The organism is Shewanella sp. BC20, assembly GCF_003129585.1.
Taxonomy (GTDB): Bacteria; Pseudomonadota; Gammaproteobacteria; order Enterobacterales; family Shewanellaceae; genus Shewanella; species Shewanella seohaensis.
In genome coordinates, this window is sequence record NZ_NHRI01000031.1 from 15,842 (window position 1) to 34,359 (window position 18,518).

Sequence of the window (18,518 nt, forward strand, 5' to 3'; positions counted from 1 at the left end):
TTTACAGTTCACTCATTTACTTACGCCATATCGAGTAGCCCATGATTGTCGATACCTTAGCTAATCGCCATATTTATCAATCACTCAGTCCACGCATTGCCACGGCATTAGCACATCTTGCCAGCACTGACTTTAGCCAACTGCCCGTTGGCAATTATCCCCTCGATGGCGAGGATATTTTCGTGATAGTCAACGACTACCACACTAAGCCACAATCGACCGAACCCTTTGAAGTACATCAAAAATACATCGATGTGCAGTATGTGGTCAGCGGAGAAGAAGAGTTTGGCTATCTACCATTGGCCGACCAAACACCCTCAAAACCTTATTTCGAAAAGCACGATTACGCCGAGTTCGATTACGAGTCGAATAAAGCCAACGCCTCCTACATTCAACTAAAGGCGGGGATGTTCGCGCTCTTTTTCCCTGGCGACATGCATATGCCCGGCACGAGTGATACACCGACAGCGGTGCGTAAAGTCGTGATAAAAGTGAAGATCTAACACCGGTGTGAATAATGGCCACTGCCAGCGGTCGGTTTTTAGTGGGATAGCGACTTAAGGGCGCAGCGATATGCGCTTTGGCTATTTCCGAATCGGGCGAAATATTGTTAAAATTGCCACAAATTTAAAGGAGAGTCCCTGAAATGCCTATGTACGTTGTCGGTCACAAAATCCCCGATTCTGATTCAATCTGCGGTGCTATCGCGTTAGCTTATTTAAAAAACCAAATCGGTGAAGAAGCCGTTGCCGCACGTTTAGGTGAGTTATCACCCGAAACCGCTTTTATTCTGGAGCGTTTTGGCTTTGAAGCGCCAGAATATAAAACCAGCTATGCTGGCGAGCAGGTCTACATTGTTGACCACTCAGAACTGACTCAAGCACCGGACGATATCGCTCAAGCGACTATCGTAGGTATTGTGGATCACCACAAATTAGGCGATCTGACCACTGATACGCCTTTAGAGTGCTGGATCCGCCCTGTTGGTTGCAGCAACACAGTCATTAAGATGATGTACGACTTCCACCAAGTTGCCATCCCTAAAAATATCGCTGGCATCATGATGTGCGCCATCCTGAGCGACACTGTGATCTTCAAATCACCTACCTGCACTACAGCCGACATCCGCTGCGTTGAGGCCTTAGCCGAAATCGCTGGCGTTGAAGACTTTAAAGCGCTGGGCATGGAAATGTTCAAGGTCAAATCGGCTGTTGAAGGCACGCCAGCACGCGATCTCGTGATGCGCGACTTTAAAGACTTCAACATGAACGGTAACTTAGTGGGTATCGGCCAGTTAGAAGTGATTGATCTGTCTGTATTTGATTCAATCAAAGCCGAACTGGAAGCCGATATCAAAGCACTGAAGGTTGAAGGCAACCGTCACAGCGTACTGTTACTGCTGACAGACATTATGAAAGAAGGCTCAGAGCTTTTAGTGGTTTCTGACGATGCCGATCTGGTCAACCGTGCCTACGGTAAAACCCCAGTCGATGGCAAAGTGTGGTTAGACGGCGTATTAAGCCGTAAGAAGCAAGTTGTGCCACAACTGCAGGCCGCTTTCGCTTAAGCTAGCATTAAGTTGTCATACATAAAAAGCCGAACTCAGTTCGGCTTTTTTGTGCCTTGAATATGCGCCATTCCATAAAATCGGCATGAAACTTTGCTCATAAAGCTATCCTAAATTTGGCGGTGCCGAGTAAGATGGGATGATTCATTCTCGCACTCTGTTTTCATCATGCCAGAAGCCTTACAACACCTTATCACCGAAATGACACCTTGGTTGCAGCAATACGGTTATCTGCTGCTCTTTGTGGCCATCGCCGTCGAGGGATTTGGTATTCCTGCACCGGGACAATCCTTACTGATTGTCGCCAGTTTACTGGCCGCTACGGGGCAAATGTCGCTGCCATTAGTCTTAATCGTTGCCTGCGTCGCCGCCCTGAGTGGCAACAGTTTGGGCTACTTTATCGGTCGCCGCTTCGGTGAGGTATTGCTGCGAAAAGGTTGGATAAAGCCGCAGCTTGAGGACAAGATCCACAGTGTGATTGGCCAGTATGGCATAGCCGCCCTAGTGCTCAGCCGCTTTGTCGAAGGGCTTAAGCAGTTTATGTTTATTGGCTGTGGGCTAGCCAAAATGCCCTTTAAGCAATTCGTGATGGGAAACCTACTCGCCACCAGCATTTGGGTAACGCTTTTTGGCTTAGGCCCAGTGTTAATCCGCGATGAAATCGCCCCTATTCTCACGTTTTATCATCAACATAAATACCCGACATGGGCAATCGTTAGCCTGCTCTTAGTCCTTTTACTTCATTTTAGCTGGCGTAAATTTCAGGTTAAAAATCAGTAAAAAGTATATTACAAACACTGTTTTGATCAGATAAAGTGGGCAGCTAGGTTACCCTTCTAACTAAACGGATAGTGAATAAACAAGGAGTGTAGATGAAGTATTCTGCTTGGGGCGCTCTCGCCCTTTTACTACTTACCACCCCATGCTTAGCATTAACTAAGCATATTTATGGTGATGTACAAGTTACCAATATTAGCCCGAGTAGCGATTTTGTTTGGGAACGCGACAGTACACAGCAACCCCAATACCCAATAGAACTCGCGCGTTCGCGCATAGCGGGTTGTACAGTGCTGTCCTTCGACATTTCCGAGACAGGTGACACTGAAAATATCGAAGTCATCAATTCTGTCCCCAATAATGCGATTGGCAAATATTCAAAACAAATACTTAAAACATGGAAGTGGACACCCACCTCTACAGTTAAAACCGCCGAGAAACGCACTGTCAGACTCGACTATTGCCTTGGGGAAACTTCTTCCGCGGAATCAGAGAAACAATGTAAGCAACAGGCACAACTCGCCTGTAGCTAACCATTGAACACATTTAATTTTCTCAAAGGTTAAACAAGCCCCCAGAGAAAATCCTCCCGTCGATTTACTCAGTCTCAACCTTAGGTTGAGGCTGAGTTGGTTCATTAGGTTGAGTATCCTTAGTGGTATTTATCTCGGTTTGGGGCTAAGTATTAATTTGAGGTTGCGCATTAGTTTGAGACTCAGCATTAATGGCTGGCGGCTTTACCGTGGTCTCGGCTTCCTCTTGTTTCGTTTCCCCACCCGCTGCATTCGAAGCCTTATCCGTCGCTTGCGGCGGGGTGTGCTCATCTGATGGCGGCACTACAGAGGAATGCTCCTCAATAAGTGTTTGCTTCTCTGGCTTCTCTGGCGTCTCTTGTGACTCTGTTGAATCTTGTGGCTTAGGTTGTTCGCCTTCAGGTAATGGCTCGACTAACACCACGGGCTCTGCTGGGGTATTTGTTTGCGTATCCGACGAGCTTGCCGCTTCCGAGTCGGGCGCCAACGTGGCTAAATCTTCATTCGCTGGGCTTTCGACCGCATGTTTAGGCAATTGATTTCGATACAAATCAATCATCCCCATCACCTCGGACAGCGCCTTGGCGTGGTCCGGCGTTAAGATCCCATTATGCCCAGAGACAATTTCATCGGACACGGCCAGCACCCATACAGCCTGCATATTGGCGTCTGGGCAGGTTTGCACACTGCGCCGCGCCTGCAGGCGAGCACGGATTTTCCAACCCGAATGCGGCAAGGTCATCATACAACCGGGAATTTCGTCATGGGCCATTAATGCCGAAGGCATCTTCATCGGCGTCGAACAATTACCGCCAGAACATTTATCGATATCGTGGGTAATAGCCCAAGAGTTACCCAGTGCCCGCTCGCCGTCCTTGATGTAATTAAAGGCCTCTTTTACCGCAAAATCGCCCTTAGATTGCAGCACCACCATACTCGGTTTTTGCCTATCTAAGCTCATCAGCGTATCGAGTGGTTTAAAATCCTGCGCCGGCGCGGCAGGATTTAACAGCAAGAAAAGATTCGGATTATCCTGCTCATTATCGATGGCCGCCTTGATTCGATCTTTACTGGCGTGCAGCACCACTAAGCCGCCAAGGCTGTGGCCAATCACGGTATAACGCAGTAATTGATGTTCAGCCACTAACCCATCCAGCTTATCCAGCAGCTGCGATAACCCAGTTTGCCCAATGCGCTTGGCCACGGCTTTACGCTGTAAAATGGTCGGGAAATCCAGCGGCTCAATCCAACTGGTGGCATCTTCTGAGCCATCGAGCCAGAAGGGATCCAGCTTGTCACCACGCCAACCTATGTATAAACCCAATAGGTTACGCTGGGAGTCGGATGCCGCCATCTGCTGATAAAACTGTTCGAACGCGACAAAGTTTTCGTCCGTCGGATTCGCGCTATGGTGCCAGCCGTGGACAAAAATCAGCAACTCGGGAGCCGTGCCATTATTGGGTTGTAAAATCCGCGCCTTGAGCCCTTGCCATTGTCCATCGTTATGTGGCTGACCTTGATCATTAAATTCAATCACATGCAGATTTTGCGTAGCAATATCAGGGCCGGGGATGTGATAGGCTTGGTCAGGAATAAAAGGAAGTAAAATACCGAGGGACAACAACATCAAAAACAGTAACTTGTACTGAGTAAACTTCTTAAGGCTCATTTATGACAACTAAATTGTGGCCAGACTAGGCCAATATAGACACGCTGCTGGGGCTAACAGCAAAATTGGCCAAATTATACGCTAACCCCAAATTTCCAGCTAGAGTAGACGATGCCTTTTATCATCAAGCTTAGCTCGAGTTAGCGCCAGGTGTCGGGCAGCTTCACTTGGCTCCAAAGGTCATCGCATAATAGCGCTGTATGTTGCCACTGACCGCTGCAAATCCATTTCACTAAGGCATCACCCACCTGCGGATAGGCAATGGGATTTGGCGATGCCGCCTTGAGCCAACGTTTGACCACGCCCATGTCCAGACTCATCATACTGTCACCCGCGCCCAATAATTGCAGCGCTGCCACATTCGATAGCTGCTCGAATTGACCAATCAGCGGCTTGACCAACAACTTCTTACCTAAGGTCAGCGCCTCGCTCGCCAACTCAAATCCGGCATTACCAATCACTCCACCGCAGCTCGCTAAGTGCTGTTTAAATCCGTCACGATTAAAACCATGCCATTGAATATGGTCGGCAAGCGGTGCAGTCGGCTGCTTAGCGTGATACACCAAAAACTGATAATCCGTAAAAGGCTTAAAAAATTCGGCGATCGCATCCGCCTCTTCAAAGGGTAAATACACCAAAATTTGATGGGTATGTTCTATGGGACTGGCATCGACCTCGACAAAGGGAGGTAGGATCGGAAAACCAAAATGATGCCAATGACACCCCAGTGCCACGTCCACTGGCGCAAAATAGTTGAGTAGCAACTCATTAAACCAAGTGCTCCCCAACTTAGGCACTGGGTGAGTCAAAGCCGCTTGATGACTTATACCAATAGAGGGGACGCCTTGGCGCCTCGCTGCCCATGCGGATACGGGTTCAAAATCATTCAGCACTAGGTCATAGCAACTCAAATCCAATGCTTGGATATCCTTAAGCAATGACAAGGAGCAATTTTGTCTCACCGTTTGCGATACATTCACTCGCCCTGAGTGAGTCGCAAAGGTCATGCCCGCCTGTACGCGATACTCCCCAAAACACTCCATATCGAAAAAATGTTCAGGCTTGCGCCCCGAAAACAAAAAGTCGACTTGAATATTGTGCTCAATTAAGGCTTTTGCCATCACTCGAGCACGACTTAGGTGGCCATTCCCTGTGCCTTGAACTCCGTAGAGTATTCGCATTGCTTATCCTTTAATTGTGAATGAAAGAGTGGTAAATCAAGGAGGTACCTAACGAATAAGCGCCTGATTTGGGTTAAATCACGGGATGTACCAGCAGCACAGCCCCAGTACCTAACAGGGCGCCAGCGGCAATATCTGAAGGGTAATGCACCCCTAGCGCAATGCGCGAGGCACCAATACAGAGCGCCCAGGCGTAGGCAAGGGGTGCAGCCATGGGATATACCTGCGCCACACTCGTGGCCATCACAAAGGCGGCCGCCGTGTGCCCCGAAGGTAGACTGAATCTGTCTGAAGGCTCGAATCCCTTCTCAAACCCAACCAAGGCGTGGCAGGGCCGAGTGCGGCGAATGCTATTTTTGAGTAATAAGTACAGCGGTAATTCAATCAAAAAGCTTGCTAACAGCAGATTGAATAGGCTCTGTCCTTGGGCGTGTGTCAGCATCAACCCGACGGCAAGATACAGATACACATGCCCATCTCCAGTTGCCGATATCCGCTTCGCCCAATCATAAACACCATGACGTTGGCTCAAACCCACAATGCGATAAAACATGCGCTTATCTAAGTCTGTAATGTAACTCAACATAAAACAGGCTCCTTGCTGGCATGCCAGCGAGTATCATGGCGATGTTAATGAGTGCATTCTCTCGACAACCGTTAGCGTCTGCATGTTTTAACGCCCTGTCAGACGACTATTTCACGATAGAACCCCACGCTAAACCCTATGGCGACTTAAACAGATATTGCTTAAGTACTTAGTGTTAAGGTGAGACTAAGAACTCCCGATGACGGCAAAGTGACATCAGGCCTAAAGTTTTATGACATTCGCAAAGATGAAATAAATCGCGATGAATGAAGTAATGACTGCAAAGAGAGGAAAACGTGGGGGAGATACAGTGCTGCCCTGATGCTAGGAGCGGGCAACACTGTCAGAAAACCTTCAAGCGACGGCTTGTTCCAACGCTTTGGCGCGGTAAATTTTCGTCAGATGATAGATATTGATACAGGCTACGAAAGCGTTCATACCTGCAACTGGCCAGGCTGAAATAAATACGCCGTAGATAACAAACAGGGTACAGCCGACAAAGTTTAACCATCTTAACCAGATGATGTTCTTCATCATAAGTGAAATTGCCACCATTACTGAGGCAAAATAACCAATAATTTCAATTGTGTTTACAGCTTCCATAGGCACCTCTCGAAGGCCCTCTACCGTCCATAAGCGTACCGGGGGGTCCTTGCCCCTAAAGCAAATTAAGTTAAGTAAGTTAATTTAAACTTGGGATATAATACCAAAACACGCAACAGAGTTGTAATAAAAAACCGTTATTTAATGACCGATATCAAGTTTTGAGGACAAACCCCTGTTAAGTGACGAAAGTTTACAACAGAAGTGTTAACCCCCAAGTGCAACAATACCGTGATTGATAACACTTTTCTTTTCAGTAATCCCTTTTATACTGGCGTAAACTCGCTAAACTGTACGCAACGCGGATCAATAGGAGTGTAAATATGGAATACAACACCTCAGAACTATGTGACATGTACTTAGATGTCGTAGATGTAGTCGAGCCCATGTTCAGTAACTACGGTGGTTGTAGCTCTTTTGGCGGTTCTATCAGCACGATTAAGTGCTTTGAAGACAACGGCCTAATCACCGAGGTCTTACAAGAAGATGGCCAAGGTAAAGTCTTACTGGTTGACGGTGGTGGCTCATTACGCCGCGCCCTGATCGATGCTTCTATCGCTGAAATCGCAGTCAACAACAACTGGGAAGGCATTATCGTTTACGGTTCAGTACGCGATGTGGATGCGCTGGAAGAATTAGACATCGGCATTCAAGCCCTTGCCTCGATTCCAGTAGGTGCCGATGGCAATTCAGTGGGCGAAGTGGAAATTCCGGTCAACTTTGGCGGCGTAACCTTCCTCCCAGGCGATCATATTTATGCCGATAACACTGGCATTATCCTGTCGCCAGAACCACTCGACATTGAGTAATGACAAATTGCCTATCAAGAAAGCCAGCTAAGCTGGCTTTTTTATTGGCTGTTTTTCGCTAAGTCCCATTGAATATTCGTCCTTGGGTACGCCACAATATCCCTGTCCCTACCGATAAGAATACGAATCCATGTCTGAATTTATTCCATTTACCCAAGCCGATATGGCCAGTCTAGTGAGCCCGAGAGCGGGTGAAACCAAAATTGGTCAATGTGTACATTTGGCCAATCACGAATACCCGCTCGAGGCGATACTCGCCACAGCCAAAGCCCACGGCGCTCAATTTGCCATTTTAGGCGTAGGGGAAGATATCGGCCCTCGGGCAAACTTAGGCAGAGGCGGCGCCACCGATGCCTTTACCACCAGCATGCGCCAGTGGCTCAATTTACAGTCGAATCGTTTTCTTTCGGGCGCCGAATGCCTGATTTTAGGACAAGTTCATACGGCGGATCTGCAATTTCAAGCACAGGACGGCGAAGGCGCGAGCCTACCCCATTTACGCCAAGCGGTTGAGCAACTCGATGAACGGGTGATTAGTATCGTTAGCGCCATACAAGCCGCAGGACTTGAACCCATAGTGATTGGCGGTGGCCACAACAATGCCTACGGCCTGTTAATGGCGACTTCGGCCCATTATCAACGCCAAGTTGCCGCGGTGAATTTAGATCCACACAGTGATTTTCGTCTACTCGAAGGGCGTCACAGCGGTAATGGCTTTAGTTATGCCGCCGATCGCGGCGCACTGGGTTATTACCATGTGCTCGGTTTGCACGAGCTCAAAAACAGTGAGGCAAATCTCCAACAACTGTCTGACTTTGGTGGCACTTGGCATAGCCTGCAACAGATCTGGATTCGCCGCGAAGTGAGCCTCACTGAGGCGCTCCAGGAGATTGCTGGCAAACTCAATCACACCGCACTACCCGTTGGATTAGAGCTCGATGTCGATGCGATTGCAAAAATGCCCAGCAGCGCCTCAACGGCGGCTGGCATTCCCCTGCTCGATGCCGCGCACTATATCAGTTACATCGCCAGCCATTGTCCCTGTGCTTATTTGCACTTGGCCGAAGCCGCGCCGAGTTGCCATGAAGCAGGTATTGAAGCCGGATTTAGGGATGTCGGCCAGAGTATCAGCGAGTTAATCTATGCCTATGTGCAGGCAAGACGTCATTTTTTAGCCCAATAGCATGTTAAGCTTGCGCCCTTGTGGGCGCTAAGCTATTCACCAAATCCTGATATTGTGGTCTAATGCCAATCCATTTTATCGGGTCGGCGCACTCAACATTGGCCAATGCCAAACGCCTCAAGCCAACGCCTTGAGGAGAGTTTACTAACTCGATCACAGAGTGATAGATCAAAGATTCAGCAAATGCAGGCGATGGCTTACACTCGCCACTAATACTTTGCAAAACAATAGGAATACATTGATGTCTGAGGGCGAATCTAAAAATACCCACTTTGGTTATAAAACCGTAGAGGCGGATAAAAAGGCCGATCTCGTTGCCGGCGTGTTTCATTCGGTTGCCGCCAAGTACGATATCATGAATGACGTTATGTCCTTCGGTATTCACCGTTTTTGGAAGCGTTACACCATTGAAGTTTCTGGTGCGCGCCCTGGCATGAAAGTGCTCGACCTTGCGGGTGGTACTGGCGATTTAACCGCTAAGTTCTCCCATTTGGTGGGCGATAAAGGCGAAGTGGTATTAGCGGATATCAACGATTCTATGCTGAAAGTGGGCCGCACTAAACTGCGTGACCGCGGCATCGTTGGCAATGTGAGCTATGTGCAAGCCAACGCCGAAGCGCTACCTTTCCCCGATAACCACTTCGATATCATCACTATCGCCTTTGGTCTGCGTAACGTAACCGATAAAGACGCGGCGCTGCGTTCAATGAACCGCGTGCTTAAGCCGGGCGGTAAATTGTTAGTATTAGAGTTTTCTAAGCCGCAACACGAGCTGATGCGTAAAGTCTATGACTTATACAGCTTTAAAGTGCTGCCGAAAATGGGTGAAATCATTACAAAAGACGCCGACAGCTATGAGTATCTTGCCGAGTCAATTCGTATGCACCCAGACCAAGAGACCCTCAAGCAAATGATGGTCGATGCGGGCTTTGAACAGGTCGATTACACCAACATGACCGACGGCATTGTTGCCCTGCACCGCGGTTATAAATTCTAATGATGCCGCAAGAAGTGGTGTTACTTGCCTGCGCCGCCATTGAGACGGGTCTGAAGCAACTTCAGACCCAAGCTGGCGACGCCTATGCTCGCCAGCGTCAGTTACATGGCAAAGTCTTTCGCATTCAATTATCACAACTCAGCTGGCCAATTTACTTGGTCTTCGCCAAAGAAATCCAAGTACTGAGTCGCTATGAAGGCGATGTAGATGTCAGCCTGCATGCCGATGCCACGACGCTCTACCGCGTGACAGAAGGTGCTAACCTCACCGAACTCATCAAACAGGATAAGCTCAGCCTCGAAGGTGACCTCAATCTGTTACAAAGCTTCAGCCATTATCTGCGTAGCATAGAGTTTGATTTTGCCGAGCCTCTGTCACGTTACTTAGGCGATGGGCCAACCCATAAACTGCTGAGCACGGGACTACAGGCCAAAACCTTAGCACTTGAAGTGCTGCGTAAGACCCGCTCGCATTTGGGGCAACTCGCTATCGAAGAATATCGCCTTGCGCCACACCGGATTGAACTCATTCATTTTCGCGATCAAATGGATGACTTAGTTGACGATACTCGTGCGCTCGAACAACGGATTGCCAAATTAAGAGATCAAATTAAGCCATGACCCTTGCCAGTATCCGCCGCGGTTATCATGTCATTAAAACCCTACTGCAATATGGGTTAGATGACGTATTACCGCCAAAGATGACCCCTTGGTACTTTAAACTCGCCCGCAACAGCCTGTTTTGGATCCGCAATAAGCACAAAGGCAAATCCGGTGGCGAGCGTTTAAAGCTGGCGATGCAAGAGCTTGGCCCCGTGTATATTAAGCTCGGGCAAATGCTGTCAACCCGCCGTGACTTACTGAGCGATGAATGGGCGACTGAGCTGGCCATGTTGCAGGATAAAGTCCCGCCCTTCGATGGCGCCTTGGCGCGGCAAGCGATTGAAGCCGAACTTAAAGCCCCCATCGAGAGCTACTTCGACGACTTTGACGAAACACCATTAGCCTCGGCCTCGATTTCTCAGGTGCATACCGCCACGCTCAAATCCAACGGCAAGGCCGTGGTATTAAAAGTGCTGCGCCCGAATGTGGAAGCTAAAATCCAAGCTGACCTGTTGTTGATGTCGCAAACGGCTAAGGTCATCGATTATCTCCTCGGTGAGGGGAATCGCCTGCGCCCCTCTGAGGTGATTGAAGATTACCGTGTGACCATTCTAGGTGAGCTCAATCTTAAGCTTGAAGCTCTCAATGCCATTAAGCTTCGTAATAACTTCATCGACTCAGACGCACTCTATATTCCGTATGTCTACGAAGAGTTTTGCTATCCACGTTTAATGGTGATGGAGCGCATTTACGGTATTCCGGTATCGGATATCGCCGCGCTGAAGGCACAGGGAACTAACTTTAAACTCTTGGCCGAGCGTGGCGTAGAGCTGTTTTTCACCCAAGTGTTCCGCGATAACTTTTTCCATGCCGATATGCATCCAGGGAATATTTTTATCTCCCGCGATCATCCCGAGAATCCTTATTATATCGGCTTAGATTGCGGCATTATGGGCACACTCAGCGAAGTCGATAAGCGCTATTTAGCGGAAAACTTCCTCGCGTTTTTCAACCGTGATTACCACCGTATCGCGCAGCTGTATATCGAGTCCGGTTGGGTATCGGAAAAAACTGATCTACAGGCCTTCGAGCAAGCCATCAAGGTCGTTTGTGAACCCATGTTTAACAAGCCCTTAGATGAAATCTCCTTCGGCCACGTGTTATTAGAACTGTTTCGCACCGCACGCCACTTCGATATCGTCGTGCAGCCTCAGCTCGTGCTACTCGAGAAGACATTACTCTACATCGAAGGCTTAGGACGACAGCTCTATCCGCAGCTGGACCTCTGGCAAACGGCGAAACCCTTTTTAGAACAGTGGATGGCCGAGCAAGTGGGCCCTAAGGCAATGTTTAAAAAGGTATCCACAAAACTGCCATATTGGTCTGATAAGCTTCCGGAATTCCCTGAGCTAATTTACGATAACCTTAAATTAGGCAGGAAATTGCTGAGTTCTCAGCAACAAATGCTAGATAAGTATCTGAAATATCAGCAGCAAGCACACAAGAGTAATTACTTGCTCATCACTTCTGCAATTTTATTGATCTGCGGCACGTTATTGTTCAACCAAGACGCTACACTGTGGAGCCCTTACGTGTGTCTGATTTCAGGCGCGGTGTTGTGGATTATCGGATGGCGATCTAGGCCAAAGAATCGTAAATTTTAGCTAGCACTAATTAATCAGAGGTTCATAATAGAACCGATATCAATTAAGAGGATACCTTCATGGGTGGCATTAGTATTTGGCAACTTCTTATCATTGCGTTAATCGTTGTCTTATTGTTTGGAACAAAGAAATTACGCTCTTTGGGTGGTGATTTAGGTGGTGCTGTTAAGGGCTTTAAAAACGCTATGTCTTCAGAAGAAGATAAGAAAGCGTTAGAAGATGCTGAAGCGGCAAAACCTGTGCAAACAGCACAAACTGCACAACCAACCCAACAGGCGACTGAAAAGAAACCTGAGTCTAACAAAGAACAGGCGTAACTCTTTATGTTTGACGGTATCGGCTTTATGGAGCTGCTGCTGATCGGTGTTCTGGGGCTTGTGGTACTTGGCCCCGAACGTCTACCGGTTGCAGTACGTTCAGTAACAGGTTGGATCCGCGCGATGAAACGCATGGCCAACTCAGTCAAAGAAGAACTTGAGCAAGAGCTAAAGATCGAGCAGTTGCACGCCGACCTCAAAAAAGCAGAGAGTAAAGGTCTATCTAACCTCTCACCCGAACTGCAAGAGTCGATCGACCAGTTAAAGCAAGCAGCACAGTCTGTGAATCGTCCTTACCAAGTGCAAGATGTTCCCGCACCGGAAAACCAGATCCACAACCCTGCGAGCCAGAGTGTTTCTACAGAGGCGAGTCCTTCGGCTTCCTCCGCCCCCACTAGCGCATCCAATCAGGGCGAGGATACCCGTTCCAACCCGAAAGCTAACGGATAATTCATGTCGCAACAGCAGCCACTTATCAGCCATTTGCTTGAACTCAGGTCCAAGCTGCTTAAATCCATTGCCAGTGTGTTAATCGTGTTCATTTGTAGCGTGTATTGGGCAAATGATATTTACCACTACATGGCAATCCCTTTAATGCAGTCTTTGCCCTTAGGTGGCAGCATGATTGCGACCGATGTCGCCGCACCTTTCTTCGCCCCTTTCAAACTGACGTTAGTCCTGTCATTTTTTGTGGCTGTTCCCTACGTGCTCTATCAAATTTGGTCCTTCGTGGCGCCCGGTTTGTATAAGCATGAAAAACGCTTAGTCATGCCGCTACTCTTCAGTAGCACTGTACTGTTTTATTTAGGGATCGCCTTTGCATATTTCGTTGTATTTCCAGTGGTATTTGGCTTCTTCGCCAACACAGCCCCCGAGGGAGTACAGGTAGCAACGGATATCAGCAGCTATCTCGATTTTGTGCTGAAGTTATTTTTTGCCTTTGGCTTATCCTTTGAAATCCCAGTTGCCGTAGTCCTGCTTTGCTGGGCGGGCGTAACCACTCCTGAAGATCTCAAGCAAAAACGCCCTTATATTGTTGTCGGCGCATTCGTAGTAGGCATGCTGTTAACGCCACCCGATGTTATTTCTCAGACTATGCTTGCCGTACCAATGCTGTTATTGTTCGAAGGCGGATTATTTGCGGCTCGTTTTTACACTAAACCTGATGACGAGTCCGACGAAGAAGAATCAACGAACGACTAATGCCTCAATCGGCATTAGAGGAAAATAATAATAAGGGAAGGACAAGTTTATGCGTTTAAGTTTTCTAGCTATGGCTCTGATAATGGTATCGGCACAAACATATGCAAGTACTGAACAACAATTAACAGAGTGTTCAGTGATACCAGATAAATTAGACCGCTTGATCTGTTACGATAATTTAGCCGCCAGCATTCAAGGAGCCAGCGCACAGACCTCTGTTAAAGCAATAGCACCAGTGGCTGTCGCAGTGCCAACTACTGCAGTATCCACCACAGCAGCCTCAACGGCTAAAGTCGAAAATGAATTTGGAATTGCACCAAAACCTGTGCAAGAAGATATTGTTGACAAAATTTATCTCGATGTGGAGTCTATCGCAGAAGACCCTTACGGCGCCTTAAAGATTACCTTTACCAATGGCCAAGTTTGGAAACAAACCGAAGGCCGTAAATTCAACTTAAAAGTCGGTGAAAAAGTTTTTATCGAAAAAGCCGCGCTTGGCTCTTTCTTAATGGGCACTGAAAGTCGTAATGCTAAGGTGAGGGTAAAACGCCTAAAATAATGCCATCTTATATAGATATCGCTGTCAACTTGCTTGGCAGCGCACTCGAACCAGACATAGCGCAAATAGTACAAGCAGCGGCGGACCAAGGGGTTTCGCCGTTAATTGTTATTGGCAGCGATTTAACTGAAAGCGCCGCCGCCATTCAATTATGCCAACAGTATCCCAAACAGCTTTACTGCACCGCAGGCGTACATCCCCATCATGCTAGCGAATGGCAAGCAGACTCCAAGCAGTTACAAACCACACTCTGCCAAGCGCCACAAGTTGTTGCTGTCGGTGAATGTGGACTCGACTACAACCGAGACTTCTCCCCTCGCCCAGCCCAGCGCCAAGCGTTTATCGACCAACTCGAACTCGCGGTTGAACTCAAAAAACCGGTACTCATGCATGAACGAGATGCCCACGATGATTTTTTGAGTATTGTTAAAGAATACCGCCCCCATCTCAATGGAGCATTACTACACTGCTTTACTGGCACCCGTGCTCAAATGGAAGCCTATATCGAGCTCGATCTACATTTAGGCATTACAGGATGGGTATGTGATGAGAGACGCGGCCTAGAACTTGCCGAGCTCGTCCCGTTTATTCCCAAAGAGCGTTTATTGATTGAAACGGACAGTCCTTACCTGCTACCGCGCAGTATGCGGCCCAAGCCTAAGTCCAGTAAAAATAAACCCGAGTACTTGCCCTATATCGCGCAATATATTGCCAATCTACGGGGTGAAAATGCGGCTGAATTTGCCAAACAGTGCTATCACAATAGCCTAGCCTTTTTTAATTTGAGTCAAGCGAATGGCTAAGTTCGGCAGCTTATTGGTTTTGTTACTCGGTATGCTCATATCATTTGGCAGTTTTGCCAATACGATGAGCATAGATGAACACACGCCTACACCACTAAACCTAACTCCTTGGTTGATGGTGACGCACGCCAATGCTAACAGTCAGCTAGACGATATTCAGGCGTTGCCCAAGTCGCAATGGCACAAGTTTACCAGTGATGATATTCAACGCCTTTGCCAACATGATTTTTGGCTGAGAGTAAACCTTACGAGTGGTGATGGGAGTCTTGCACGCATTCTCGCCCTCGATAATCCATTATTGGATAGAGTGACCGTTTTTCATCTAGTGAATAATCAGCTCGTCAACACCACTGAGATGGGGGATACACTGCTCTATAAGAACCGCCCACTGCCGAGCAATATCTTTCTGTATCCCTTTAAACTGAGCACCAATGAGCAACACACCTTCTATCTGCATATCGTTACCGAAGGCAGCGCCGCTGTCCCTCTAAGCCTTTGGTCAGCCAATGATTTAGCTCAAATTGCCGAATCGACAGCCGTTGAGCATGGCTTCCAGCTCGGCGTGCTCGCCGCGATAGGGATCTTCAGCCTGTTTATCGCGTTAGCCTCAGGTTCATTTAGCTATAGTTATTACTCAGGTTATGTCCTGTGCATGACGTTATTGGTGGCCACGATCAATGGTTATGCATTCCGTTTTCTCTGGCCTAATTGGCCCGCGTTACAGCAACTTATGGTTCCCGTGCTGTTACCTCTGGTGATGGCCTTTGCCTTAATGTTCACCGAGAAAATCCTGCAACTAAAATACTATAACCGCCGGATGTTATTAATGTGCCGCTACAGTGCGGTCTACATTATTCTTGTTGGACTTTTAGTCCCCTTTTTGCGCTACGGAACCGTGCTGTATATCGAGATAATCTCGGTAGCGATACTCAGCATCATCATGATGATACTCGCCATCATACAAGCCATTAACGGTCAAAAGCTGGCAAAGCTCTACACCATTGGCTGGGTGAGTATGCTTACCGGCGCATGTATCAGCAGCCTACTCTATTTGAGTGTTATCGAATTCAATATCAAGCCGCAAACACCGGTGATGCTTGGACTCACCTTCGAAATCATCTTTATGTCGTTGGTACTAGCCATCCGCTATAACGATGAGCGTAAATCTAAGCTCCGCATTCAACAGGAGGCCCTCAAGCAAGCGCAAAAGATCCGTAGTGCGCGCGAGGAATCCTTAAAAGTGGAAGCTGAAACCAATGAAAGACTCGAACAGATGGTGCAGGAGCGCACGCTAGAGCTTGAGATTACCCTGCGCGAATTGCATGAAGTTAACCAAAAACTTACCGAGCAAAGCACTATTGATAGCTTAACCGGTGTGAAAAACCGCAGCGCCTTCGATAAACGACTGCTCGCAGAGAGCCGGATTAGTCGTCGCCAAGAGACCCCCATCGCCTTACTGATGCTTGATATCGACCGCTTTAAATCGATTAACGATCAATTCGGCCACCTAGCTGGGGATCAGGCCTTAAAAGTGATAGCGACAACCTTGCAGCAACATTTAAAACGACCAACCGATCTAGTATCACGTTTTGGTGGTGAAGAATTTGCTATTATTCTCCCCAATACGACTGCGGACGGCGCCATTCAAGTCGCTGAAAGCATAAGAGATGCAGTGACTAGCATCGGCCTAGAATGGGAAGGAAAGCCCATTCCCTTGACCGTGAGTATCGGTGTCAGTGCCGACGTGATCAGTAACGACCAACACAGTACCGAATTATTAGAGCAAGCCGACAAGGCGCTCTATCAGGCAAAAAATAGCGGACGCAATCAAGTCAAATTGTATGCGCCAGCACAAACAGAACCTACTTAGGAGTCTAATGTGAACATCATTACCAGTGCCTTCCCTCAGCGCAGAATGCGCCGCATGCGTAAACATGACTTTAGCCGTCGTCTGATGGCTGAAAACCATCTAACAGTCAATGATTTGATCTATCCCATGTTTGTGCTTGAAGGCACTAATCGCAGTGAAAAAGTTGCCTCTATGCCAGGGGTTGAGCGCTACTCTATCGACTTACTGTTAAAAGAAGCCGAAGAGCTAGTCGAACTCGGTATTCCGTTAATTGCCCTGTTCCCTGTTACGCCAGCAGAGAAGAAATCGCTGATGGCAGAAGAAGCCTACAATGCCGAAGCTTTAGTGCAACGCGCCGTACGTGAACTGAAAAAGGCCTTCCCACAGCTGGGTATCATGACTGACGTAGCCTTAGATCCTTTCACCACCCACGGCCAAGACGGCATTATCGATGAAACAGGCTACATCCTGAATGACATCACCACAGAGATCTTAGTGAAACAAGCCCTATCCCACGCCGAAGCGGGCGCAGATATTGTTGCCCCATCGGACATGATGGATGGTCGTATTGGTGCGATTCGCCAAGCGCTGGAAGCCGCAGGCCATGTAAACACTCAAATCATGGCCTATTCAGCCAAATACTCCTCAAGCTACTACGGCCCATTCCGCGATGCCGTCGGCTCAGCAGGCAACCTAAAAGGTGGCAATAAGCATAGCTATCAAATGGATCCGGCCAATAGCGATGAAGCTCTGCATGAAGTTGCGCTAGATATCCAAGAAGGCGCAGATATGGTAATGGTGAAACCCGGTATGCCTTACCTAGATATCGTTCACCGCGTAAAAACCGAATTAGCCGTACCCACTTTCGCTTACCAAGTCAGTGGCGAATATGCCATGCATATGGCGGCCATTCAAAATGGTTGGTTAGCAGAAAAGGCCATCGTCATGGAATCGCTGCTATGCTTCAAACGCGCTGGCGCCGATGGTATCCTTACCTACTTCGCCAAACGTGCAGCACAGTGGCTAAAAGAAGCTAAATAATCGGGCTTAAAAACCAATTCTAAGCATAAAGGGCAGCCATACGCTGCCCTTTTTATTGACCCGAACAAAGCTCTTAGATCTACGGCTTTATCGTTCAAATCGATAAGCAAACAATGAATATCGTCTTCGCAGAGGCGAATAGAAGGAATAAAGATAATGAAATGGCAAACTCGAAAAACAAAAAAGCCAGCTTATTCAGCTGGCTTCATTGTTTAATTAGGCGCTTGGCGATGACCTACTCTCACATGGGGAGACCCCACACTACCATCGGCGCGATTGCGTTTCACTTCTGAGTTCGGGATGGGATCAGGTGGGACCACAATGCTATTGTCACCAAGCAAATTTGCTATTTACTTACCTGTCTTATCTCACGCAGGCAGTAAATGAATTCGGAAAGCTGGATTGAGTTGCACTTCTTAAGTGTTTGATTTCGTCTAAGGATCACTTAGCAAAACCCATCTGGGTTGTATGGTTAAGCCTCTCGAGTCATTAGTATCAGTTAGCTCAACGCCTCACAACGCTTACACACCTGACCTATCAACGTCCTAGTCTCGAACGGCTCTTTAGTGGACTTA

Annotated in this window: 20 protein-coding genes and 2 rRNA genes; 16 read left to right on the plus strand and 6 right to left on the minus strand. The window is 47.9% G+C overall.

The window, feature by feature from the left end; all coding sequences use genetic code 11:
- The first annotated feature begins 41 nt into the window (after positions 1 to 41).
- The 4 genes from CBX96_RS21000 to CBX96_RS21015 all read left to right on the plus strand — a co-directional run bounded on the left by CBX96_RS21000 (position 42) and on the right by CBX96_RS21015 (position 2,877).
- Positions 42 to 503 carry a YhcH/YjgK/YiaL family protein gene (locus CBX96_RS21000; RefSeq protein WP_011624946.1) on the plus strand — a complete coding sequence of 154 codons (462 nt, stop codon included), beginning with the start codon at positions 42 to 44 and terminating at the stop codon, positions 501 to 503.
- A 143-nt stretch (positions 504 to 646) separates the two neighbouring features.
- Positions 647 to 1,567 carry a manganese-dependent inorganic pyrophosphatase gene (locus CBX96_RS21005; RefSeq protein WP_011624271.1) on the plus strand — a complete coding sequence of 307 codons (921 nt, stop codon included), beginning with the start codon at positions 647 to 649 and terminating at the stop codon, positions 1,565 to 1,567.
- 168 nt (positions 1,568 to 1,735) lie between these two features.
- Complete coding sequence (locus CBX96_RS21010; RefSeq protein ID WP_011624272.1) at positions 1,736 to 2,347, plus strand: DedA family protein; 612 nt, start codon at positions 1,736 to 1,738, stop codon at positions 2,345 to 2,347.
- Positions 2,348 to 2,439: 92 nt separating this feature from the next.
- Positions 2,440 to 2,877, plus strand: a complete 438-nt coding sequence (locus CBX96_RS21015) for an energy transducer TonB (protein ID WP_109287958.1) — start codon at positions 2,440 to 2,442, stop codon at positions 2,875 to 2,877.
- Positions 2,878 to 3,022: 145 nt separating this feature from the next.
- On the opposite strand, the gene CBX96_RS21020 is transcribed toward CBX96_RS21015, so the two are convergent.
- The 4 genes from CBX96_RS21020 to CBX96_RS21035 all read right to left on the minus strand — a co-directional run bounded on the left by CBX96_RS21020 (position 3,023) and on the right by CBX96_RS21035 (position 6,916).
- Entirely contained in the window at positions 3,023 to 4,546 is a 1,524-nt protein-coding gene (locus CBX96_RS21020; RefSeq protein WP_258295083.1) for a thioesterase, read from the minus strand.
- Between the two features lie 140 nt (positions 4,547 to 4,686).
- Positions 4,687 to 5,727 (minus strand): MJ1255/VC2487 family glycosyltransferase, encoded by a 1,041-nt coding sequence (locus tag CBX96_RS21025; RefSeq protein WP_109287959.1) that lies wholly within the window; start codon positions 5,725 to 5,727, stop codon positions 4,687 to 4,689.
- Between the two features lie 73 nt (positions 5,728 to 5,800).
- A complete protein-coding gene (locus CBX96_RS21030; RefSeq protein ID WP_011624943.1) occupies positions 5,801 to 6,313 on the minus strand; it encodes a phosphatase PAP2 family protein in 513 nt (170 codons plus the stop codon).
- A gap of 354 nt (positions 6,314 to 6,667) precedes the next feature.
- Positions 6,668 to 6,916 carry a YgjV family protein gene (locus CBX96_RS21035; RefSeq protein WP_011073879.1) on the minus strand — a complete coding sequence of 83 codons (249 nt, stop codon included), beginning with the start codon at positions 6,914 to 6,916 and terminating at the stop codon, positions 6,668 to 6,670.
- A gap of 323 nt (positions 6,917 to 7,239) precedes the next feature.
- Between CBX96_RS21035 and rraA the strand changes: the two genes are divergently transcribed.
- The 12 genes from rraA to hemB all read left to right on the plus strand — a co-directional run bounded on the left by rraA (position 7,240) and on the right by hemB (position 17,943).
- Positions 7,240 to 7,725, plus strand: a complete 486-nt coding sequence (rraA, locus tag CBX96_RS21040) for a ribonuclease E activity regulator RraA (protein ID WP_011624278.1) — start codon at positions 7,240 to 7,242, stop codon at positions 7,723 to 7,725.
- Positions 7,726 to 7,855: 130 nt separating this feature from the next.
- On the plus strand, positions 7,856 to 8,908 hold the full coding sequence (locus CBX96_RS21045) for a formimidoylglutamase (RefSeq protein ID WP_109287960.1): 1,053 nt from the start codon (positions 7,856 to 7,858) through the stop codon (positions 8,906 to 8,908).
- Between the two features lie 241 nt (positions 8,909 to 9,149).
- Positions 9,150 to 9,905: a bifunctional demethylmenaquinone methyltransferase/2-methoxy-6-polyprenyl-1,4-benzoquinol methylase UbiE gene (gene ubiE / locus CBX96_RS21050; protein ID WP_086902287.1), complete on the plus strand. Its 756-nt coding sequence runs from the start codon at positions 9,150 to 9,152 to the stop codon at positions 9,903 to 9,905.
- Complete coding sequence (locus CBX96_RS21055) at positions 9,905 to 10,525, plus strand: SCP2 domain-containing protein (protein ID WP_109287961.1); 621 nt, start codon at positions 9,905 to 9,907, stop codon at positions 10,523 to 10,525. Before ubiE ends, CBX96_RS21055 begins: the two co-directional genes overlap by 1 nt.
- Positions 10,522 to 12,171: a ubiquinone biosynthesis regulatory protein kinase UbiB gene (gene ubiB / locus CBX96_RS21060; protein ID WP_109287962.1), complete on the plus strand. Its 1,650-nt coding sequence runs from the start codon at positions 10,522 to 10,524 to the stop codon at positions 12,169 to 12,171. The genes CBX96_RS21055 and ubiB overlap by 4 nt, the downstream gene beginning before the upstream one ends.
- Before the next feature lie 59 nt (positions 12,172 to 12,230).
- The gene (tatA, locus tag CBX96_RS21065; RefSeq protein WP_011624283.1) at positions 12,231 to 12,488 is read left to right on the plus strand and encodes a Sec-independent protein translocase subunit TatA; all 258 of its coding nucleotides are present in this window, start codon (positions 12,231 to 12,233) and stop codon (positions 12,486 to 12,488) included.
- Positions 12,489 to 12,494: 6 nt separating this feature from the next.
- On the plus strand, positions 12,495 to 12,938 hold the full coding sequence (gene tatB, locus CBX96_RS21070) for a Sec-independent protein translocase protein TatB (protein ID WP_109287963.1): 444 nt from the start codon (positions 12,495 to 12,497) through the stop codon (positions 12,936 to 12,938).
- 3 nt (positions 12,939 to 12,941) lie between these two features.
- Entirely contained in the window at positions 12,942 to 13,691 is a 750-nt protein-coding gene (tatC, locus tag CBX96_RS21075; protein ID WP_109287964.1) for a twin-arginine translocase subunit TatC, read from the plus strand.
- A 49-nt stretch (positions 13,692 to 13,740) separates the two neighbouring features.
- The gene (locus CBX96_RS21080; RefSeq protein ID WP_109287965.1) at positions 13,741 to 14,250 is read left to right on the plus strand and encodes a hypothetical protein; all 510 of its coding nucleotides are present in this window, start codon (positions 13,741 to 13,743) and stop codon (positions 14,248 to 14,250) included.
- Positions 14,250 to 15,053 carry a TatD family hydrolase gene (locus CBX96_RS21085; RefSeq protein WP_109287966.1) on the plus strand — a complete coding sequence of 268 codons (804 nt, stop codon included), beginning with the start codon at positions 14,250 to 14,252 and terminating at the stop codon, positions 15,051 to 15,053. The genes CBX96_RS21080 and CBX96_RS21085 overlap by 1 nt, the downstream gene beginning before the upstream one ends.
- The gene (locus CBX96_RS21090) at positions 15,046 to 16,923 is read left to right on the plus strand and encodes a diguanylate cyclase (protein ID WP_109287967.1); all 1,878 of its coding nucleotides are present in this window, start codon (positions 15,046 to 15,048) and stop codon (positions 16,921 to 16,923) included. Before CBX96_RS21085 ends, CBX96_RS21090 begins: the two co-directional genes overlap by 8 nt.
- 9 nt (positions 16,924 to 16,932) lie before the next feature.
- Complete coding sequence (gene hemB / locus CBX96_RS21095; RefSeq protein WP_039978014.1) at positions 16,933 to 17,943, plus strand: porphobilinogen synthase; 1,011 nt, start codon at positions 16,933 to 16,935, stop codon at positions 17,941 to 17,943.
- Between the two features lie 222 nt (positions 17,944 to 18,165).
- Here hemB and rrf read toward each other — a convergent pair.
- Together rrf and CBX96_RS21105 are read right to left on the minus strand one after the other, a co-directional pair.
- Positions 18,166 to 18,281, minus strand: a 5S ribosomal RNA gene (rrf, locus tag CBX96_RS21100).
- A 130-nt stretch (positions 18,282 to 18,411) separates the two neighbouring features.
- Positions 18,412 to 18,518, minus strand: a 23S ribosomal RNA gene (locus CBX96_RS21105); the annotation flags it as partial.